Genomic DNA, 19,339 nt, shown 5'->3' with positions numbered 1-19,339 from the left:
CACGAGAGCGACGGCGGCGAATCGACGAATCAGCGATTTCTCCGACAACACAACTCACCCGCTGTCATCAGTAGAATCCTCAGGTCGAGCCACAACGACCAATTCGCGATGTAGTAGTTGTCGTACCGGGACCTGTCGGCGATCGAGGTGTCACCCCGCAGCCCGTGCACCTGAGCGAGCCCCGTCAGGCCGGTCGGAACGCGATGGCGAGCCCAATATAGCTCGTGAATGGCGGAGAACTCGCGAACGAAACCCGGCCGTTCCGGGCGCGGCCCGACAATGCACATGTCGCCGCGCAGGACGTTCCACAGCTGGGGCAGCTCGTCGAGCGACGTGCGGCGCAGGAACCGGCCCACCGGGCCGACCCTGGAGTCGCCCACGACCGACCACTTGACCTGGGAGTCGTCCTCGCCGGACTGCCGGACGCTGCGGATCTTGTAGAGGACGAACGTGCGGTCGTCCATGCCGACACGGACCTGCCGGAAGAACAGCGGGCGGCCGCTCTCCAGCAGCACCGCGAGCGCGCACAGGCCGATGACCGGCGACAGCACGACCAGCGCGACGGCGGCGAGCACCAGGTCGGCGGCCCGCTTGACCCACCAGGTGGGCCTGCTGGTCGGGGACGTGCCCAGGCGCATCAGGGGGTAGCTGCGCAGCCGTTCGATACCGGGGCCGTCGGGGTGCAGCTCGTACATGCGCGGCACGACCAGCGTCGAGCAGCCCATCCGGTGGGCGGTGATGGCGGCGTCGACCAGCGGTGACTCGCGGGTGTGCGAGAACGCCAGCACGACGGTGCCCGCGCGCAGCCGCACGATGGCGTCGGCCAGGTCGCCGTCCACGATCTCGAGCTCCGGCGGCTCGCGGTCGGGGTGGGGGCCGGAGTCGGCGAACGCGACGGGCCGCAGGCCGAACTCGGGGTGTTCGAGCATGGTCCTGGCGAGGGTCACGCCGACCCGGCCCGCGCCCACCACGATCGTGCGGTCGCAGCGGTCGAACCGCTTGCGGCACCACCGGCCGAACCAGAACACGCACCACCTGACGGGCTCGATGACCAGCGCGAACGCGATCATCGCCCACTGCGCGGCGGCGAGGCCGTCCGCCGGGGCGCCCGCCACCAGGCCGACCCCGGTGAGCAGCGCGAACGCGAGCGCGGTGCTGGCGGCGGAGCGCGGCAGGTCCTGCAGCCACGACAGCCACAGCCGCCTGCGGTAGAGCCGCCACGCGCCCCTGATCGTGAGGACCGCGCCGGCGACGGCACCGCCCCACAGCCAGCCCACGCCGTGGTCGAGGCACACCGCCACGAGCGTCGCGCAGTCGGCCAGGACGAGCAGGACGGCCACCGCGTTCACCCGGCTGAGCAGGTCCCGGCGTGCCCTGGCCGGGCGAGCACCGGCCCGCGCCGGTCGTCTCGGGTGGGTGTCACGCGAGGGAACGGGTGCGGCCGGAACGGCAACCGCCGAAAATCGCCTCATGGAAGATCATCCGATCGAATGAGTATTGACCGCGGCACTGCGCGAAAGAGTGAGGGCGCTGCGAAAAATCATCTCTTCGGGTGTCAATATTCCCTCTTCAGTGTCTCGCTGAACGCAGTTGGTGAGATTTCGACGTGCCACTTGCCCTGAACACGACCAGGGTCGCCTCAAAAGCTTTAGCACGCCGTGTCAATAATTCACGCCACCAACCGCGAGCCACCGAAGAGGGGGCATTGAGTGAGAGTCGACGAACACGGCGCCCGGCATTCAGCCGAGGGTGCCGCCGTGACCGTGCCGGACGAGGTCCGCACGGGCGGCGACGTGCACCTCGTCCTCCCCGCCTACAACGAGGCGGCCGCGCTGCCGCGGTTGCTGCGCCGCGTCGCCGAGTCGGCCGTCGCCGGCCGGGTCACGGTCTGGGTGGTCGACGACGGGTCGTCCGACGGCACCGCCGACTGCGTCACGGACGCGCGCGGCCTCGACGTCCGGCTGGTGCGCCACCCGGTGAACCTCGGGCTCGGTCAGGCCGTCCAGTCAGGACTGAAGGCCGCGCTGGCGGTGGCCGCGCCGGAGCACGTCGTCGTCGTCATGGACGCCGACGACACGCACGACCCCGGCGTGATCCCCGTGCTGCTGGAGGAGATCGGCGCCGGTTCGGACATCGTGATCTGCTCCCGGTTCACCGAGGGCGGCGACGACTCGACGGCACCGCGCTCGCGCCGGCTGCTCTCCCGCGGCGCCGCCGTGGTGCTCGGCAGAGCGCTGAAGATCGAGGGCGTGCGCGACTTCACGAGCGGTTTCCGCGCCTACCGGGTGAGCCTGCTGCGCCGCGCCGCCGCGCACTGGGGCGACCGCCTGGTCGAGGAGCGCGGGTTCGCGTGCATGGTGGAGCTGCTGATGAAGCTGCGGCACTGCGAGCCGGTCGTCAGCGAGGTCCCGCTGAAGCTGCGCTACGACCGCAAGCCCGGCGCCAGCAAGCTCCGGCTCGGCCGCACGCTGCGCCAGTACCTGCTCCTGCTCACGCGTGACCGGCTCACGCCCGTCCCGGTCGGGAAGCTCTGATGCCCGGCCGCGTCGTCGTGGTCGGCGGGGGGATCTGCGGTCTCGCCACCGCGCACCGGCTCGTCCGCGAGGGCCTGCCCGTGACGCTGCTCGAGGCGAGCGACCAGCTCGGTGGCCTCGGCACGTTCTTCTCCTCGCGCGACCAGTGGGTGGAGCGCTTCTACCACTGCGTGATGCCGTCCGACTCGGCCCTGCTCGCGCTGCTCGGCGAGCTCGGGCTGGAGGACCGCGTGCGGTGGCGGCCCACGGGCATGGGCATGGTCGTGGACGGCGTCCACCGGCCGTTCAACTCCGCGCTCGACCTGCTGCGGTTCACGCCGCTGCGCCTCACCGACCGGGTCCGGTTCGGCGTCGTCTCGCTGCTGCTGCGCCGGCTCGGCGAGGGCAAGGACCTCGACCGGATGCGCACCGAGGACTGGCTGCGCGGCCTGTACGGCGACCGGGTCTGGCACCTGCTGCTCGCGCCGATGTTCGGGGCCAAGTTCGGCTCCGCCTTCGGTGACGTGCCCGCCCTGTACCTGTGGCAGCGGCTCGGCCGGGAGAGCAACTCGTCGGTGCGCGGCTACCCGGAGGGCGGCTACAAGAGCGTCATCGACGCCCTGCGCGCGTCCATCGAGGCGGGCGGTGGCGAGGTGCGCACCTCGGTGCCGGTGCGGCGGCTGGAGGCCACGCCGGACAGCGTCGTCGTGACGCTCGGCGACGGCGAGACCGTGCGGGCGCGCCACGCGGTGTCCACCGTGCCGCTGCCCGCGCTGCGCGGCATCGCGGACGAGGCCCTGGCGGCCAGGCTGCCCGACGTGCGGCTGCCGTACCAGGGCGTGGTCAACACGCTGTTCTTCCTCCGCAAGCCGTTGTCCGGCCACTACTGGGCGCCGGTGCTGCGGTCCGGCACCGACTTCGACGGCCTGGTCGAGATGACCCCGCTGACCGGTTCGGCGCGGTACGGCGACCGGCACCTGGTGTACGCCATGCGGTACACCAGCCGCGAGTCCGAGCTGTACCGCGAGGACGAGAGCGTCATCGCGCGGCGGTGGACCGACCAGCTGCTGAGCATCCACACAGGACTGACGGCCGAGGACGTGGACGAGGTCCGCGTCTTCAAGGCCCCGTTCGTCGAACCCGTGCACCCGCTGGGCTACCTGGCGGACAAGCCGTCCGTGGAGGTGCCCGGCACGCCGCTGCTGCTCGCCACCACGGCCCACGTCTACCCGAACGTCACCAGCTGGAACTCGAGCGTCGAGCTGGCCGGCACCGTGGCCGGCCTCCTCCTGCGCGACGCCAGGAGATCCCCGAACCAGGAGAACACCGCATGGTCAGCAGAATCGGCGCGGTGATCGCGGCACTCACGATCACCGCGAGCACCCTCGTCTCGTCGCAGCAGGGCCAGGCAGACCCGGCGCCGCTGCTGCCGGACCTCAGGCAGGCGCCCATCGGCTGTCCCGGTGGCTTCACCGGCGACCCGTCCACGTGCCGGGACTGGGACGTGTGCCTGGTGCGCGACGCGTCCGAGCCGCGCGGCAGGTGCGTGCAGGACGGCAAGATCGGCGCCGTGCGCCTGAGGTTCACCACCGCGATCGACAACGTCGGCGACGGCCCGTTGCTCCTGCACGCCCACCGCGGCACCACCCTCGTCTCGTCGATGAAGGTGCGGCAGGCGATCCAGTCCGGTGTGGACGGTTCGATCGCCCGCACGTACGAGGAGGCCCGGCGGGCGACCAGGGCCAGCGCCTACTACGAGCCCGCGCCGACGCACGAGCACTGGCACCTCCTGCACTTCGAGTACTTCCAGCTGCGCACGCCCGGCGGCGACGTGGTGGTGACCGACCGCAAGAACGGCTTCTGCATCGGCGACCGCTACCGGGTCGCGGACGACCTCCCGCACCGCCCCGCCGATCACGACTCCCCCGCCGGGCAGGTGGCGCGTCAGCTCGACGGTCACATGTGCGGGCACCACCACCCGTCCGCGAAGGACACGACGTTCGGGATCTCCGTGGGCTCCGGGGACGACTACCGCAAGGAGGTCGACTTCCAGTGGCTCGACCTCACCCGCGTTCCGTCCGGCGTGTACGACGTCGTCAACGTCGTCAACTCCGACCGCACGCTGCTGGAGAAGAGCTACGACAACAACGCGTCGTCGATCGCGATCTCCGTGCGGTGGCCGGGAGGAGCGGCCAAGGCGCCGTCCAGGATCGAGGCGGCGCCCGAGGTGCGGCTGCTGCGCAGCTGCCCCGGCGTGGACCGGTGCGCGGACGCGCTGAACTGAGCGGTACCGCTACCTGACACAAAACGAGGTACGTCCGGGACTCCCCGGACGTACCTCGTTTCTTTTGTACCGAGACAAACGGCCGCCATTCGGGGCGAAGTCGGCGATTGTCATTAACGTCCCGGTGTTCACTCTTTGAAACCAAATGCGGCCGCATAGCACAGACGCACTCAAACACACAATCCCGCCGATGATCAGGGAACAGTGGCGATGTCAATAGCCCTTGTGGTGCAACATTGATCACAGCGGAGAGTGGGCCGCACAACCCCTCTGGCCCTTGACCTGCCCATGTGGTGGCTTGAGAGAATTCACTTCGATTCCACCCCGTCTCGATTGTGATCCCCGCCTGATTCCCCCCGATCAGGAGCCCCATCTTGAGCGCGTCTGTCGTCTCATTACGTGATTTCGCCCTGGGTCAACTCAACAACCTGCTGCGCGCGGTCGGATTGACCAGGTCCGCGGAAAGCGCGAGAAAGCTGCTGGCCGACGCATTGGGTCCCGGCTCGGCACGCCCTCTCTCCCGCGTTCCGCAGTGGCCTTCCCAGGTCGCCGACGACCACTCCCCCGTCGAGTTCTCGGTCGCTTTGGCCAAGAACGAGCCCCCGGCGGTCCGGATGATCGTGGAGTCGCTCGCCGAACGGCCGGGCACCCGTGCCAACCTCACGGCGGCGCTCGACGCCCTCGACCGCATCGGCGCGGAGCACCCGCTGCACCTCGCCCGGCTGGAGCAGGTGCGCGACCTGTTCCTGCCCTCCGACCCGCAGGGCGAGTTCGCGTTCTGGTACTCGCTGATCGTCAACGCGGACGCCGCGCCGGGCATCAAGGTCTACCTCAACCCCGACGTGCGCGGGCGGGACAACGCGACCCCGCTCGTCCGGGAGGCGCTGACCCGGTTCGGTCTCGGCGCGGCCTACCCCGCGGTGGCCGCGCACGCGTTGCGCCGCGAGGGCCTGGACCGCTTCTCGTTCTTCGCGCTCGACCTCGTGGACGAGGCCCACGCCCGCGTCAAGACCTACGTGTCCCACGAGGACTCGGTCGTCGACGACGTCGTCATGGCCGCCTCCGCGACCCCCGGCACCGACACCGGCCTGCTGGCGGAGGTCGTCGAGCTCGCCTGCGGCGGCACCGGCCCGTTCACCCGCAGGCCGATGATGTCGAGCTACACCTTCCTGCCGGGCGACCACGACCGGCCGAGCGGCTACTCGCTCTACATCCCCGTGCGGGACTACGTGCCGGACGACCTGGAGGCGTGCGAGCGCGTGCTCGCGATCATGAACCGGTGCGGGCTGGACACGAAACCGTTCGTGCTGGCGCTGACGAGCATCATCCAGCGACCGCTCGCCGACGGCGTGGGGCTGATCGCCCACGTGTCGCTGCGGCTGGGCAGACCGCGACCGGGAGTCACCGTCTACCTGTCCTCGGAGGCGTACGACGTGACGCCCCCGCGCACCACCGCACTGTCCGGCTAATGGCGAGGCCCACAGGTCTCGCGCCGGCACTCAGAAAGGCAACGTTGTCTTGGAGCCGTACCGCATCAAGGTCGTCGAGCCCATCCCCATCACCACCCGCGACCACAGGGAGCGCGTGTACGCGGCCGCTGGGTACAACCAGTTCAACCTGACGGCCGACGACGTCACGATCGACCTGCTGAGCGACTCCGGCACCGGCGCGCTGTCCGCCGACCAGCAGGCGGCCGGGATGCGCGGTGACGAGACCTACGCGGGCGCGCGGTCGTGGTTCCGGTTCCGCGACGTGGCCGAGGAGCTGACCGGGTACCGGCACATCTTCCCGGTGCACCAGGGCCGTGCCGCCGAACGCATCCTGTTCGGCGCGCTGCTCAAGCCCGGGCAGCTCTCGGTCAGCAACACGCACTTCGACACGACGCGGGCCAACGTGGAGATCGTCGGCGCCATCGCCCGCGACCTCCCGTCGCCCGCCTTCTCCGACCTCGACAGCGACGCGCCGTTCAAGGGCGACATCGACCTCGTCGCGCTGGAGGAGGTGCTGTCGGGTCCCGAGGACGTCGGCCTGGTGCTCATGACGATCACCAACAACGGCGGTGGCGGGCAGCCGGTGTCGATGGCGAACCTGGAGGCGGCGAGCGCGTTGTGCCGCAAGCACGGCGTGCCGTTCATCCTCGACGCGGCGCGGTTCGCGGAGAACGCGTGGCTCGTGACGCAGCGGGAGGCGAAGTACGCCGGGCACAGTCCACGTGACGTGGCGAAGCTCGCGTTCCGGCTCGCCGACGGCTGCGTGCTCAGCCTGAAGAAGGACGGCATCGTCCACATCGGAGGGATGCTCGCCCTCAACGACACGGAGCTGGCCAAGCAGTGCGAGCTCCTGCTGATCGCCACCGAGGGGTTCCGCACCTACGGCGGGCTTTCCGGCCGTGACCTCGACATGTGCGCGCAGGGCCTGATCGAGGTGACCGACCCGCTGTACCTGCGGGAGCGGGCCGAGTCCACCGCGTACCTGGCCGAGTGCGCGCGACAGGCCGGTGTGGACAGTGTGCGGCCCGCCGGGGTGCACGCCGTCTACCTCAACGCGGCCAGGCTGCTGCCGCACATCCCGCCGAGCCGGTTCACCGGGCACGCGCTCGCGTCGGAGCTGTTCCTGGCGGGCGGCATCCGGTGCGCCGAGGTCGGTTCGCTCTACCTGGGCGAGATCGACGGGAACGGCGACCTGGTGACGCCCGCGCCGTTCGAGCTGGTGCGGCTCGCCATTCCGCGCCGCGTCTACACGCGCAGCCACCTCGAGTACGTGGCGGAGACGCTCGCCGGGATCGCCAAGGCACCCGAGGACGTGCCCGGCTACCGGCTCGTGGAGGCACCGGCGATGCTGCGGCCGTTCCGGTGCCGCCTGGAGCAGGTGCGCTGACACAACGGAAGAGGCCGGCCCGTCGGGTGACGGGCCGGCCTCTTCTCGCAAGACGTCAGGCTTGGGCTGCCACGGTGTCGAGCCGGTGCATCGCGTGCTCGATCACGCACGCCAGCACGGTCTTGCACGACTCGCGGTCGCGGGCGTCGCACAGCACCAGCGGCACCGTCTCGGAGACGTCGAGCGCCTGGCGCATCTCCTCCGCCGTGTAGGAGTGGCTGCCCTCGAAGCAGTTCACGGCCACGACGAACGGGATTCCCCTGCGCTCGAAGAAGTCGATGGCGCCGAAGCCCGCGTCGAGCCTGCGGGTGTCCACCAGCACGACGGCGCCGATGGAGCCGAGGGACAGCTCGTCCCACATGAACCAGAAGCGGTCCTGTCCCGGTGTGCCGAACAGGTAGAGCACCAGCTCCGGGTTGATCGTGATGCGGCCGAAGTCCAGGGCCACCGTCGTCGTGTTCTTGCCCTCGACACCGGCGAGGTCGTCGATCTCCTCGCCCGCCTCGGTGAGCAGCTCCTCGGTCCGCAGCGGGGTGATCTCGCTGACCGCGCCGACCATCGTCGTCTTGCCCACGCCGAAGCCGCCGGCGATGACGATCTTGACCGACGTGGGGACGAGCGGCTCCTCGCGCCGTCCCTCAGATTGCACGGACACCATCGAGCACCTTCTGGAGTAGGTTGAGGTCCATCGGGACCGCGGTCCGCGACGGGTCGCGGGTGATCACGTCACCGCGCTGGATGAGGTCGCTCAGCAGCACCTTCACCACGACCAGCGGTGCGTTGAGGTAGGCGGCGACCTCCGCCACGGACAGCGGTTTCCGGCACAGCTTGACGATCTCGAGGTGCTCCACGGAGAGCGAACCCTGGTCGGAGGTCGTGCGGAGCGCCCGGACCTGGGTCGTGAGAGTCAGCTCGTCGCCCGCCGGCTTGGGCCTGGTGCGACCGCTGGTCATCGCGTAGGGGCGGACCAGGGGGCCCGCCGCCTCGTCGTACCACCAGTCCCCGGAGTGCGGGCTCATGACAGGCCGAGCGCGTTCGGGAGCCTCGGCGACGCCGCCGTCCTCGGCGCGGACGACAGGTAGCTGCCCACCCGCTTCACGAGCATGTTCATCTCGTAGGCGATCATGCCCATGTCCGCGTCCTCGTCGCCGACCACCGCGAGGCAGGCGCCCTGGCCCGCCGCCGTGACGAACAGGTGGGCGCGTTCCATCTCCACGATCGTCTGCCGGACCTGGCCGCCGCCGAAGTGCCGCCCGGTGCCCCTGGCGAGGCTCTGGAACGCGGACGCCATCGCCGAGAGGTGGTCCGAGTCGTCCTTCGACAGTTCGGGCGAGCGGGCGAGCAGCAGGCCGTCCGCGGAGAGCACCACGGCGTGGCGGGCGCCGATCACTCTGGAGACGAGGTCGTCCAGCAGCCAGTTGAGCTCGGGGTGCCCGCCGGTCTTGTCGTCCACTGAAATAGCCCTTTCGGTGTTCAGTCGTCCCACGATCGGTATCACGGTTCCACGACGTCGTCCGCCTGGCGGGCACTGCGCGTGCCCCGCTGGAAGGCGGACATGCCGTCGCGTGTGCGTTCCGCCCGTTCCTCGGCGTCGAACTCGCCGAGGTCGGGCATCGGCCGGAGCTCGTCGTTCGCGAGCTGCGGCACCAGGTGCTGCTGCCGCCTCCTGCGCGGCAGCTCCGGCCTGGCGTCCTGCCGCGTGTCAGCGCCGTCCGCGGGGTCGTCGGCCGGCCAGTCCCCTGCCGGGCGGCCGTCCCCCGGCGACAGCTCGAGACGGCCGCTGATCTCCGGTTCCCGCGGGTGGACGGCGCCGTTGCCTTTTCCCACACCCGCGCCTGCCCAGAACTCGTCGAGCTGGAAGGTCTCGGTGGGCTGCCGCGACGGGTCCTCGTGCGCCAGGTCGCCCTGCAGCGTCGGGTGGGATGCCTGCTGCAGCGTCTGCTGACGGAACGTCGGCTTCGGCATCTGCGCCGCCTCGACCTGGTCCACGGTGCCGGCTCCGCCGACGATGAGCTCCGACGGGATCAGGACGAGCGCGATCGTGCCGCCGGACGGGCAGTCCCGCAGCTCGACGTGGACGCCGCGGCGGGCGGCCAGCCTGGCGACGACGAACAGGCCCAGGCGGGACTCGCCGCGCAGCCTCATCGCCTCGAAGTCGGGCGGCGCGGCCAGCATCTCGTTGTGCTGCTCGCGGTCCTCGGCCTTGATGCCGAGGCCGTGGTCCTCGATCTCGATGACGAGGCCCTGCGGCACCTCGCTGCTGTGCACCTCGACCTGCGAGCGCGGCGAGGAGAACGACGTCGCGTTGTCGACCAGCTCGGCGATCAGGTGGATCGTGTCGGCGACGGCGGCGCCGACGAGCGCCACCTCGGGCACCGGGTTCACCTTCACGCGGGCGTACTGCTCGGTCTCGGCGACCGCCGCGCGCACCACGTCGAGCATGCGGACCGGCTTGCGCCACTGCCTGCCCGGCTGCTCGCCGGTGAGGATGATCAGGTTCTCGGCGTTGCGGCGCGCACGGGTCGCGAGGTGGTCGAGCTGGAAGAACGCGTCGAGGTGGTCGGGGTTCTCCTCCTCGCGCTCCAGCTTGTCCAGGATCTTCAGCTGGCGGTGCACCAGGCCCTGGTTGCGGCGCGCGATGTCGAGGAAGACGCGGTTGACGCCCTCACGGGTCTGGCTCTCCTTCACGGCCGCGGCGACGGCGGTGTACTGCGCGGCGTTGAACGCGTCGGCCACCTGCCCGATCTCGTCGTTGCCGTAGTCGAGCGCCGGGACCTCGGTCGCCACGTCGACGTGCTTGCCGTCGCGCAGCCGCTCGACGATGTTCGGCAGCCGCTCGTGGGCGAGCTTGAGGGAGTCGCTCTTCAGGTTGGTCAGGCGGACGATCAACGCCTTGTTGACCAGGCGGCTCGAGATGCGCACCGCCAGGAAGATCCCGATGATCACCGCGACGAGGGCGATCAGGCTGCCGATCAGCACCTGGGTGAACTTGCTCTCGCCGTTGGCCATCGCGATGTTGACCGCGCCGGTGGTCTGCTCCTGCACCAGCGTGGTCAGCTCGACCGACACGCCCCGGCTGGCCGCCTCCCAGTCCGCGAGGGCCACGGCGTTGCCGATGGGCCGCTCCGCGTTCTGGATCAGGCGGTTCTCGAAGTTGACCAGCTGCTGCCAGTCGGGGCTGCTGACGAGCTCCTTGTAGTGGTCGCGCACGTTCTGCAGCGAGTTCGGCTCGCTGGAGGAGAGGTAGGACCGGTAGCCGCCGACGAGCGTGACGTACTCGCGGTGCTCCTCCGGCGTGAACCGCCCGGCCGCGATCGCGCCGGAGGCGAGGGAGCTGGACCGCGACATCGCGTCGTTGGCGAGGAAGTACTGGAAGCCGGTGAGCGCGGCCTGCGTCGTCTCGGAGTCCGGGACGATGCGGGCCTGCGTGCTGAACAGCGAGGCGCCCGCGTCGAGGACGCTGTTGTAGAACCGGTAGACCTCGGACTTGAGCGCGTTGCCGGACTCGATCCGCTCGCGCTGCTCCGGCAGCTGGTCGAGCAGGGCGTTGAGCTTGTTGATCCCGTCGACGACCTCCTGCGGCGCCTGGGACGCAAGCTCGGCGAACGCCGACTTCATCGCCGAGACGTCCTCGTCGCTCTCCTGGTACTGCTTCAGGAGCGCGGAGCTGCCCGTCTCCTGCTTGCTCAGGCTCGTCATGGTCAGCTCGCGTTCCTTCTGCAACGACGCGAGCGACTTGACGGCGGGGATCGACGCGTCACGCGCGCCGGCGGCCACCAGCTGGAGGTACAGGCCCTCGAAGACCGTGTAGGAGGAGAACAGCGCCCACATCACCAACAGGACGATGCTGGGAACCACCACGACACCAGTGAGCCGGGAACGAATTGTCTTGTAATTCGTGTCCGGCACGTTCTTCTGCTTCACAACGCTCCACGACCACCCGAATTGGCGACGGAAAGATAGCACCGCTACATGAGCATGATCAACAGCGATGATCTTGAGGGGGTGTGTGCAGAGTACTCAGTCAGATGCACTCTGCAACACCCCCGTTCCCACTTCGCGGTCCACCACGGCACCCCAGGAACACGCTTTCCCAGGTAGCGGCGCCGCACGCGGTTTTTTCGAACGACGGCCGGAAACGTCGCAACTATTGCACCGACCCCCTGCGCAGGGTGCGCGAGGGCACCCGCGCGGGACGGACGGCGACCGGCCGTAGCTTTGCGTCACCGGCAGTTTGACAAAGACCGCGAAGTCGCGGCCGCAGAGCGAACGTGCGAAGCGGGCAATTCCTCGTTTGGTGATCATCGACACCACGCCGCGGAACTGCCGGCACGATCTTGCGCGATGACCCGGGAATGTTCTATCACGTCTCCCGGGCAGCGCTCACGCACGGCTCCGCGCGAACACGACGAGGGCGGCCCGCTGCCGGACCGCCCTCGTGAACTTCAGGTGAACTCGGTTTCGCACTCGCCGGGTTTTCCGCACCCGTTGAATCGCGAACCGATGAATCGCGACCGGCGTCAGTCCAAGGGATAGGTGCCGGGGTAGTTCACGGTGCACACCAGGGCGTCACGACGGGGCCGGCCGTCGGCGGCCTCCAGCTCGGTCGCACTGTGGAGGAAGTCCGAGTCCCGGAAGATGATCAGGTCACCCGGCTCGAGGGCGTCCTTGTGGATGATGGCGCCGGAGTCGTCGAGCAGCGTCGTCACCCCGCCGCCGCACGCCTTGTCGACGACGTAGACGACGATGAACTGCTCGCCGTCGCGATGCGGCCTGGTCACGACCTTGGAGCTGGTGCGGAAGAGGTTCACCCCGAAGGTGCCGCGCGTCTGCCGCTCCCGCACCGGGATGACGGAGAGGACGGCTCGCACCCACCGCACGAAATGCTCGTCGCGGGCGAGGTCGGTGCGCACGAACTCGCGCCGGCCCGCGTGCTCACCGCGTCCCTCGATACCGATGTCGTGGTGGCTGCGGATGGAGATCCGCCCGTCCTCCTCGCGGTCGTAGCGCAGCACGTCACGCGCGCGAAGCCGGTCTTCGGGGACGTCGTCGGGGTAGCGGCGAAGGTGTTCTTCGGTGAAGTAGCCGCGGTGGAACTCCTCGCGGAAGGTCCTGGGGATTCCCAGCTGTCCGTCGTTGGTCACGACGAAGCCCTCGGCCGAGAGCTTCTCGCGCACCGCGTCGATGGCGGGCACGACGGTATTCTGTTGAGTCATGCGGGCGTCCAGATCATGTGGCGGGTAGGTGTGGTGGTCAGTCCGCGAAAGCCGTGTCCCGCACGGACTCGATGAGGCGCCGCGTCTCGTCGGGACCGAGCGAGCTGCGCATCAGCTCGTCGTGGTGCTCGCGGTAGTTGGCGACTTGGCCGGCCGTCTCGATCGAGCCGAAGCCCGCATGTGTCTCCACATGGACGACGTCTCCCTCGGAGTCGTCGAACTCGAAGTAGGCCCACATGCACGTGCTCGTGAACGGCGGGGTCTGCGCGAAAGGCAACACCCTCAGCTCCACGTTCGGCAAGGTGGAGCGCTCGATCAGGTGACTGAGCTGCTCTCGCATGATCGCCGGGCTGCCCACCAGCTGCCGGATGCTCGACTCGTGGGTCACCGCGACCAGCTTCAGGCGGGGCATGCCGTCGCGGTAGTCGAGCGCGAGGCGCCGCTTGTGGCGCACCTCGAGCAGCTTCTCCAGCTCCGCCGGGCTGTGCCACGGCTCCATCCGTTCGTACAGGGCACGGGTGTAGGCCGTGACCTGGAGCAGGACCGGAAGCACCGGGATGGTGTACACCCGGATCACAGCCGCCTCGGCCTCCATCGCGACGTGGAGGTCGAGACCGCCCTTGATGGTGGGCAGGTAGCTGTGCCACCACTCCTTCTTGCTGGCGGCGCGCGTCCAGCGCATGAACTGCTCCGCCTTCACCGAGCCCTCGAGCCCGAAGTGGCGGATGAGGTCGCGGACGTCGCGCAGCGCGGGGCTGCCCTGCGCGGTCTCGAGCCGGGACAGCTTCGACTTGGAGATCATGAGGGCCTCCGCCAGGTCCTCGAGCGTCAGCCCCGCCTCTTCCCGCAGCCGCCGGAGCTCAGCGCCGAGCAGCTTGCGCGGCCTGACTGGTCCCTGGACCGAGGTCATGATCCCGCCCTCGCAAAGGTCTTCCCGGGATTCCTCGGATGGGATTCCCAAGATGCGGATCGTAGAGCCAACACCACTCGCGATTCCACCAGGGTGGCACATGCCCAACGCCTCGCTGCGCTCAGACCAGCCGGATGAACCCGAACAGACGCACCGCCACACGAGTGCGCACCCGCTGGCACCAGTCCCTAGGCCAAGCAGGTGGCGTCTTTGGGATATGCACCGTGGGAATTGCAGCGCGGGAGGCCCACCGATCAGACTTGAGGCGCAAGTCAGGTGCGCTCGAACAGCGCGCCTCTGCGGCCGCGATCCCAGCGGGGGGATTGGCATGGACGGCACACCTCTCACACCGCCGCGAAGCCGAGTCATCTTCGCGATCGACATGGAAGGCTCCACCACGAGGACCAACGCCGCGAAGGGGGTTCTGCGGCGCGCGATGTACACGATGTTCGAACAGAGCCTGCGGATCAGCGGCGTGCACGACGCCTACAGAGACCCGTTCGTGGACAGGGGTGACGGCGTCCTCCTGCTCGTCCACCCGGTCGACGAGGTGCCCAAGACGTTGCTGCTGACCAGCGTCGTCCCCCTGCTCGCGACGTTGCTGACCGAGCACACCCGGAGCTTCCCCGACGAGTGCCTGCGGCTGCGGGCCGTGCTGCACGCGGGCGAGGTCCACCACGACGGCTACGGCTTCTTCGGCGAGTCCATCGACGTCGCGTGCCGGCTGCTCGACGCCCCCGACCTCAAGCAGCGGTTCCGCGAGATCGCGGAACCGCTGATCCTGATCGTGTCCGACCACATCCACCGGTCCGTGGTGCGGCACGGTTACCAGGGCATCGACGAGGACAGCTACCTGCCGGGGCCGCTCGTCAGGGTGGGTCCGCACCGCTGCCGCGGCTGGGTCCACGTCCCGTCGGGAGACGACGAGCTGCACCGGAACGCGTGGCCGTTGGTCCGCGTGCACAGTCAGGCCGCGTTCTGCCCGGTGGAGGAGCCGCGGCCGTTCCCGCTGAGGCCGCCGGTCCTGACGGACGCCAACGAGTGGTCGGCCTAAGCACGCTTCCAGCACTGCTGTCCGTAACGCCCCGCCCCGTTCCCGACTCTCTTTCGTGTTTCCCGTGTAGGACGCGGGGGCCCTACGTCCCATGTACGGAAACGTAGGGCCCCCGCGTTCCCAAGCCACGTCACGCAGCGCAGGCGGGACCGCCTGGGTGGGTGACGCGCGGGCGGGTGTGTGGCGGGAAAGGGACAGAAACTCTGGCGGAGTGCTTGGCAGCTCGCGACGTTGCCGATGGGACTCGCGGCCAGACGGGCGGATCGCGGTGCCGCCCCTACGTCGCGAGACGCACCACTAGCACTTCACCCAGTAGCCGGGTGACGTCTGGCGGAGGCTGCTCGACGTCAGCGTGTTCCACAGCCCCAGGGCTTGGTTCGAGCCCAAAGCGTAGGTCAGTCCGAAGCTGGCGTACGCCCGCCCGGCGAGGGTGTGCGCGTAGTTCGACGCCGTGACGCACTCCGGCACGGGAGTGGGCGTGGACCCGTCGCGCAGTGCTTGGACCATGTTCACGACGGCGGTCATCTGCGGACCGCTCTTCAGCGGGTACTGCGCCGACTGGTAGCCCCACCAGTCCCAGCACCCGCGCGGGTTGCCCGCCAGGGTGGTGGCCTGCGGGTAGAGCACGATCATGTTGTTGGTGTCGGCGTACTCGTTGAGGAAAGCCTTGTCCATCAACGCGTTGCCGACCAGTCCGTAGTACTGGTAGCACCCGTGCAGGGTCACCATCAGCTTGCACGGGCCGGTCTCGCAACTCCTTGGCACGTAAGCGAAGCCTTCGCGTCCCATGCTGACGGACGCCGCGTTGCCGCCTGGCACGTAGGTGTTCTGGTCGAACTGCACGAGCTTGCCGGACAACGAGGACGCGGCCGGGTTCACCGAGCCGAACAGGTGGGTGAGCATGTCGCGCACGGGGTCGGTGGTACCGCATTTGTTGATGTACGGCGAAGATGAGGTGCCGCAGCTGTTCGGCCCGATCGGACTCACCCACGCGTGCCCCGCCGGGCTGCTGTTGTCGTAGGCGACTCGTGCGCCGAAGTCGCGGTAGTAGGTGGCGAGGTCGTTGTTCACGGCGGTCTTGACGGTCTGGTCGGCGGTGCCGTGGAAGAGCCACACCGGGTCGCCGGAGAGGTTCTGCGGCGGGTCGACCGTGCCGGCCGACGCGCGGGTGCGGGTCAGGGCTTCCAGCTCGGCGGGGGTCTTGCGCGGCAGGACCGTGTCCATGCACGCGGAGAGGGCGGTGCTGAGGTTGTTCTGGGCGCAGTCGTACGGGCCCGCGGAGAAGATGCCGGCGCCCTGGAACAGGCCGGAGTAGGCGACGTGCAGCTGGTTCGCCATGAAGCCACCGGACGACAGCCCGCTGACGTAGGTGGCGGTGATCTCGTGCTTGGTCAGGGAGCCGGGCTGCGGCGGGGGAACCGCCGCGACCGACATCGGCAGGGATGACGCGGCCAGGCCGATGGCCGCGCCGAGCGCCAGGAACACGGTCCTCACTCGCATGTGGTCGCCTCCGTCGTTGCAGGCAGGGACACCGAGGCTAGGACCCGGGCAGGCACGCGCACCACGTGGGCGACCACCACCCCGCGAGGCCGCCGAACGTCGGACGGCACCATTGTTCGGGCCCACCACGGAACTTATAGTGCGCGCGGACCAATTCGCCGCGAAACTTGTTGCAACTCTTCCCGGCCCCGTCCGCGGGCTGGTACGACGTGGAGTGAACCCCTGCAGCAAGGAGACAACGTGGTTTCCTCGGCTTTTCGCGTCCTCGTCACGGCCGTGCTGGCCGTCGCGCTGTGCACACCTGTGCAAAGTTTTGCGGCGCCACCCGGCAACAAGGACGTCACCGTCACCCTGTTCCAATGGCCGTTCGCCCGTGTGGCGACGGAGTGCACCAACGTCCTCGGGCCCAAGGGCTACGGGTACGTGGAGGTCTCCCCGGCGACCGAACACATCCAGGGTCCACAGTGGTGGACCTCCTACCAGCCCGTCAGCTACCGGATCGCCGGGCGCCTCGGCGACGAGAACGCGTTCCGGAACATGATCTCCGCCTGCCACAGCGCCGGCGTGAAGGTGATCGCCGACGCGGTGATCAACCACATGAGCGCGGGATCGGGCACCGGCACCGGCGGCACGAACTACTCGAAGTACAACTACCCCGGCGTCTACAGTGACTGGGACTTCCACTCCTGCCGCTCGCCGATCAACAACTACCAGGACCGCTACAACGTCCAGAACTGCGAGCTCGTCGGACTGTCCGACCTGGACACCGGCAGCGACTACGTGCGCGGCGCGATCGCCGGGTACCTCAACCGGCTGATCGGCATGGGCGTCGACGGCTTCCGCGTCGACGCGGCCAAGCACATGGCGGCGGCCGACCTCGCCGCCATCAAGTCGCGGCTGACCAACCCGAACGTGTTCTGGGTGCACGAGGTCATCTACGGCGCGGGCGAGGCGGTGCAGCCCGGCGAGTACACCGGGTCCGGTGACGTCGACGAGTTCCGCTACGCCTACGACATCAAGCGGATCTTCAACAACGAGAACCTCGCGTACCTGCGCACGTTCGGCCAGTCGTGGGGTTTCCTGCCCAGCGGCCAGGCCAGGCCGTTCGTGGACAACTGGGACACCGAGCGCAACGGCTCGACGCTGACCTACAAGGACGGGTCGACCTACACGCTCGCCAACGTGTTCATGCTCGCCTGGAACTACGGCTCACCGCAGGTCTACTCGGGCTACGAGTTCACCGACAAGGACGCGGGCCCGCCCGGCAACTCGGTCTGCTACAGCGGCTGGAAGTGCCAGCACGCGTGGACGCAGATCGCGAACATGGTGGCGTTCCGCAACACCGTCGCCGGCACCGGCGTGAACAACTGGTGGGACAACGGTTACGACGCGATCGCCTTCGGCCGCGGCTCCAAGGGTTTCGTGGCGATCAACCGTGAGACGTTCCCCGTCACGCACACGTTCCAGACGTCTCTGCCGACCGGGACCTACTGCAACGTCCAGGAGAACGGGTGCGCGCGCGTCACCGTCGACTCCTCCGGGCGGTTCACGGCCACGCTCGGGGGAGGTGTCGCGCTCGCGCTGCACGTGAACGCGCGGGGCTGAAAGCCTTTGCCCGCAAGGTCACCGGGCCTACGAGACGGTCCGGTGACCGGGCCTGCCGGAAGGCCCTCTGCGAGAAGGTGACCGGGCCCGCGGGAGGGCGGGGCCCGGCCACACACCGCCAGAAAGCTTCTCGACCAGCAGCCTGACACGAACCCCCAGGCACTGAACGGCAAGGCCGATCGGGCCCGCGCGAGGGCGGGCGGGCCCGATCAGGCTCCGCCGCAGGACTCCCTGACCACCAACCGGGTCGGCAGCACCAGCGGCGCCTCCGGCCCGGCCCCGGTGATCATCGCCATGATCGCCTTGGCAGCGGCCACGCCGAACCCAGGCTTGTCCTGCGACACCGTGGTCAGCGCCGGCTCCACGACGGACGCGATCTCGATGTCGTCGAAGCCGATGAGCGCCAGGTCGTCCGGCACCTTCAACCCGGCGGCACGGGCGGCGAGCAGGGCGCCCACCGCCATCTCGTCGCTGGCCGCGAAGATCGCGGTCGGGGGTTCGTCCAGCGCCAGAAGTCGTTGTGCGGCAGCGGTTCCGCTCGCTCGGTAGAAGTCGCCGGACTCGACGTACTCGGCGCGCTGGGGGATGCCCGCGTCGCGCAGGCCCATGCGGTAGCCCGAGACGCGGGCCTGGGAGGGCTGGTTGTCCTGCGGGCCGGTGATCATCGCGATCCGCTCGTGTCCCAGCGCGACCAGGTGGGCGACGGCGTCGCGGGCGCCGCCCGCGTTGTCCGAGGTGACGTAGGTGGCTCTGGGGCCTTCCACGGCCACGTCCAGTGCGACGCACGGGACTCCGGACTGCGCGAAGGTCCCGAACGCCTCGGCGTCGGAGCCGCTGTCGATCAGGACGAGGCCGCCGAGGTGGTGGCGGCGGGTCATGTTCACGTAGCCGACCGGGTCCGCGAGCGACGCGCCGACCTCGCGGGCGTCGCCGCTGGTCGCGAGCATCAGCAGGTGGTAGCCGTGGGCGCTGAGCGCCGACTTCAGGCCGATCAGCAGGTCCTGCAGGTACGGGTGGCGCCAGCCGGGTCTGCGGTGGTCGGTGTCCCACACCAGTCCGATCATCGTCGACTGCTTCGTCGACAACGCCCGCGCGGCCTCGTTCGGCCGGTAGTCCAGCTCTTTGGCGACCCGCAGGACGCGTTCTCGCGTTTCCGCCCCGACCGTTTCCGGCTGGTTGAAGACACGTGACACGGTAGCGACGGACACGCCGCAGAGCTGGGCGATCTCACGCCCGGTCGCCATGGGGCCTCCGTTTCACCGTAAGCGGTTACATCACGGTACGAGCTGCACTTTGCCTAGTCAAACGGTCGCCAAAGTTGATCTTGTTACCGTCTTGTTACTTGACCTGCGCCGTTAACCCGGTTGTCATAGTCGCCAC

16 protein-coding genes are annotated in these 19,339 nt (G+C 69.2%); 7 read left to right on the top strand and 9 right to left on the bottom strand.

The window, feature by feature from the left end; translation table 11 throughout:
* Positions 1-29 precede the first annotated feature (29 nt).
* Positions 30-1,340 (bottom strand): sugar transferase, encoded by a 1,311-nt coding sequence (locus BLT23_RS12880; RefSeq protein ID WP_245743918.1) that lies wholly within the window; start codon positions 1,338-1,340, stop codon positions 30-32.
* 369 nt (positions 1,341-1,709) lie between these two features.
* Here BLT23_RS12880 and BLT23_RS12875 point away from each other — a divergent pair, with 369 nt between their 5' ends.
* The 5 genes from BLT23_RS12875 (at position 1,710) to BLT23_RS12855 (ending at position 7,674) form a co-directional block, all read left to right on the top strand.
* Positions 1,710-2,534 (top strand): glycosyltransferase, encoded by an 825-nt coding sequence (locus tag BLT23_RS12875; RefSeq protein WP_090048846.1) that lies wholly within the window; start codon positions 1,710-1,712, stop codon positions 2,532-2,534.
* On the top strand, positions 2,534-3,868 hold the full coding sequence (locus BLT23_RS12870; protein ID WP_090048844.1) for an FAD-dependent oxidoreductase: 1,335 nt from the start codon (positions 2,534-2,536) through the stop codon (positions 3,866-3,868). Before BLT23_RS12875 ends, BLT23_RS12870 begins: the two co-directional genes overlap by 1 nt.
* Entirely contained in the window at positions 3,844-4,797 is a 954-nt protein-coding gene (locus BLT23_RS12865) for a lysyl oxidase family protein (protein ID WP_090048843.1), read from the top strand. The genes BLT23_RS12870 and BLT23_RS12865 overlap by 25 nt, the downstream gene beginning before the upstream one ends.
* A 446-nt stretch (positions 4,798-5,243) precedes the next feature.
* Positions 5,244-6,266 (top strand): tryptophan dimethylallyltransferase family protein, encoded by a 1,023-nt coding sequence (locus BLT23_RS12860; RefSeq protein ID WP_090048841.1) that lies wholly within the window; start codon positions 5,244-5,246, stop codon positions 6,264-6,266.
* 49 nt (positions 6,267-6,315) lie between these two features.
* Complete coding sequence (locus BLT23_RS12855) at positions 6,316-7,674, top strand: tryptophanase (protein ID WP_090048839.1); 1,359 nt, start codon at positions 6,316-6,318, stop codon at positions 7,672-7,674.
* A gap of 55 nt (positions 7,675-7,729) precedes the next feature.
* Here the strand turns inward: BLT23_RS12855 and BLT23_RS12850 are convergent, their stop codons facing one another.
* The 6 genes from BLT23_RS12850 to BLT23_RS12825 all read right to left on the bottom strand — a co-directional run bounded on the left by BLT23_RS12850 (position 7,730) and on the right by BLT23_RS12825 (position 13,800).
* Positions 7,730-8,332, bottom strand: a complete 603-nt coding sequence (locus BLT23_RS12850) for a GTP-binding protein (protein WP_090048838.1) — start codon at positions 8,330-8,332, stop codon at positions 7,730-7,732.
* Complete coding sequence (locus BLT23_RS12845; protein ID WP_090048836.1) at positions 8,313-8,693, bottom strand: DUF742 domain-containing protein; 381 nt, start codon at positions 8,691-8,693, stop codon at positions 8,313-8,315. The genes BLT23_RS12850 and BLT23_RS12845 overlap by 20 nt, the downstream gene beginning before the upstream one ends.
* Positions 8,690-9,127 carry a roadblock/LC7 domain-containing protein gene (locus BLT23_RS12840; protein ID WP_090048835.1) on the bottom strand — a complete coding sequence of 146 codons (438 nt, stop codon included), beginning with the start codon at positions 9,125-9,127 and terminating at the stop codon, positions 8,690-8,692. The genes BLT23_RS12845 and BLT23_RS12840 overlap by 4 nt, the downstream gene beginning before the upstream one ends.
* Before the next feature lie 41 nt (positions 9,128-9,168).
* Positions 9,169-11,532: a sensor histidine kinase gene (locus tag BLT23_RS12835; protein ID WP_342713655.1), complete on the bottom strand. Its 2,364-nt coding sequence runs from the start codon at positions 11,530-11,532 to the stop codon at positions 9,169-9,171.
* 662 nt (positions 11,533-12,194) lie between these two features.
* A complete protein-coding gene (locus BLT23_RS12830; RefSeq protein WP_090048831.1) occupies positions 12,195-12,890 on the bottom strand; it encodes a 2OG-Fe dioxygenase family protein in 696 nt (231 codons plus the stop codon).
* Positions 12,891-12,927: 37 nt separating this feature from the next.
* Positions 12,928-13,800, bottom strand: coding sequence for a helix-turn-helix domain-containing protein (locus tag BLT23_RS12825; RefSeq protein WP_090048830.1), 873 nt, complete (start codon positions 13,798-13,800; stop codon positions 12,928-12,930).
* 328 nt (positions 13,801-14,128) lie between these two features.
* Here BLT23_RS12825 and BLT23_RS12820 point away from each other — a divergent pair, with 328 nt between their 5' ends.
* Positions 14,129-14,854: a hypothetical protein gene (locus tag BLT23_RS12820; protein WP_176946719.1), complete on the top strand. Its 726-nt coding sequence runs from the start codon at positions 14,129-14,131 to the stop codon at positions 14,852-14,854.
* Positions 14,855-15,151: 297 nt separating this feature from the next.
* Here BLT23_RS12820 and BLT23_RS12815 read toward each other — a convergent pair whose 3' ends face one another.
* Entirely contained in the window at positions 15,152-16,354 is a 1,203-nt protein-coding gene (locus tag BLT23_RS12815) for an extracellular catalytic domain type 2 short-chain-length polyhydroxyalkanoate depolymerase (RefSeq protein ID WP_090048828.1), read from the bottom strand.
* A 240-nt stretch (positions 16,355-16,594) separates the two neighbouring features.
* On the opposite strand from BLT23_RS12815, the gene BLT23_RS12810 reads away from it, so the two are divergent.
* Complete coding sequence (locus BLT23_RS12810; protein WP_176946718.1) at positions 16,595-17,959, top strand: alpha-amylase; 1,365 nt, start codon at positions 16,595-16,597, stop codon at positions 17,957-17,959.
* Between the two features lie 209 nt (positions 17,960-18,168).
* Here BLT23_RS12810 and BLT23_RS12805 read toward each other — a convergent pair whose 3' ends face one another.
* Positions 18,169-19,203, bottom strand: a complete 1,035-nt coding sequence (locus BLT23_RS12805; RefSeq protein ID WP_090048826.1) for a LacI family DNA-binding transcriptional regulator — start codon at positions 19,201-19,203, stop codon at positions 18,169-18,171.
* Positions 19,204-19,339 lie beyond the last annotated feature (136 nt).

The sequence above is a fragment of the Lentzea fradiae genome, assembly GCF_900100955.1.
Lineage (GTDB): Bacteria > Actinomycetota > Actinomycetes > Mycobacteriales > Pseudonocardiaceae > Lentzea > Lentzea fradiae.
This window is presented reverse-complemented; position numbering and strand designations above follow the sequence as displayed.

What these genes read in the sequence shown, in the direction of transcription:
- BLT23_RS12870 (WP_090048844.1), top strand. Translation starts at nt 2,534, where the DNA reads ATGCCCGGCCGCGTCGTCGTGGTCGGCGGGGGGATCTGCGGTCTCGCC.
- BLT23_RS12865 (WP_090048843.1), top strand. Translation starts at nt 3,844, where the DNA reads ATGGTCAGCAGAATCGGCGCGGTGATCGCGGCACTCACGATCACCGCG.
- BLT23_RS12850 (WP_090048838.1), bottom strand. Translation starts at nt 8,332, where the DNA reads ATGGTGTCCGTGCAATCTGAGGGACGGCGCGAGGAGCCGCTCGTCCCC.
- BLT23_RS12845 (WP_090048836.1), bottom strand. Translation starts at nt 8,693, where the DNA reads ATGAGCCCGCACTCCGGGGACTGGTGGTACGACGAGGCGGCGGGCCCC.
- BLT23_RS12830 (WP_090048831.1), bottom strand. Translation starts at nt 12,890, where the DNA reads ATGACTCAACAGAATACCGTCGTGCCCGCCATCGACGCGGTGCGCGAG.
- BLT23_RS12825 (WP_090048830.1), bottom strand. Translation starts at nt 13,800, where the DNA reads ATGACCTCGGTCCAGGGACCAGTCAGGCCGCGCAAGCTGCTCGGCGCT.
- BLT23_RS12820 (WP_176946719.1), top strand. Translation starts at nt 14,129, where the DNA reads ATGGACGGCACACCTCTCACACCGCCGCGAAGCCGAGTCATCTTCGCG.
- BLT23_RS12815 (WP_090048828.1), bottom strand. Translation starts at nt 16,354, where the DNA reads ATGCGAGTGAGGACCGTGTTCCTGGCGCTCGGCGCGGCCATCGGCCTG.
- BLT23_RS12805 (WP_090048826.1), bottom strand. Translation starts at nt 19,203, where the DNA reads ATGGCGACCGGGCGTGAGATCGCCCAGCTCTGCGGCGTGTCCGTCGCT.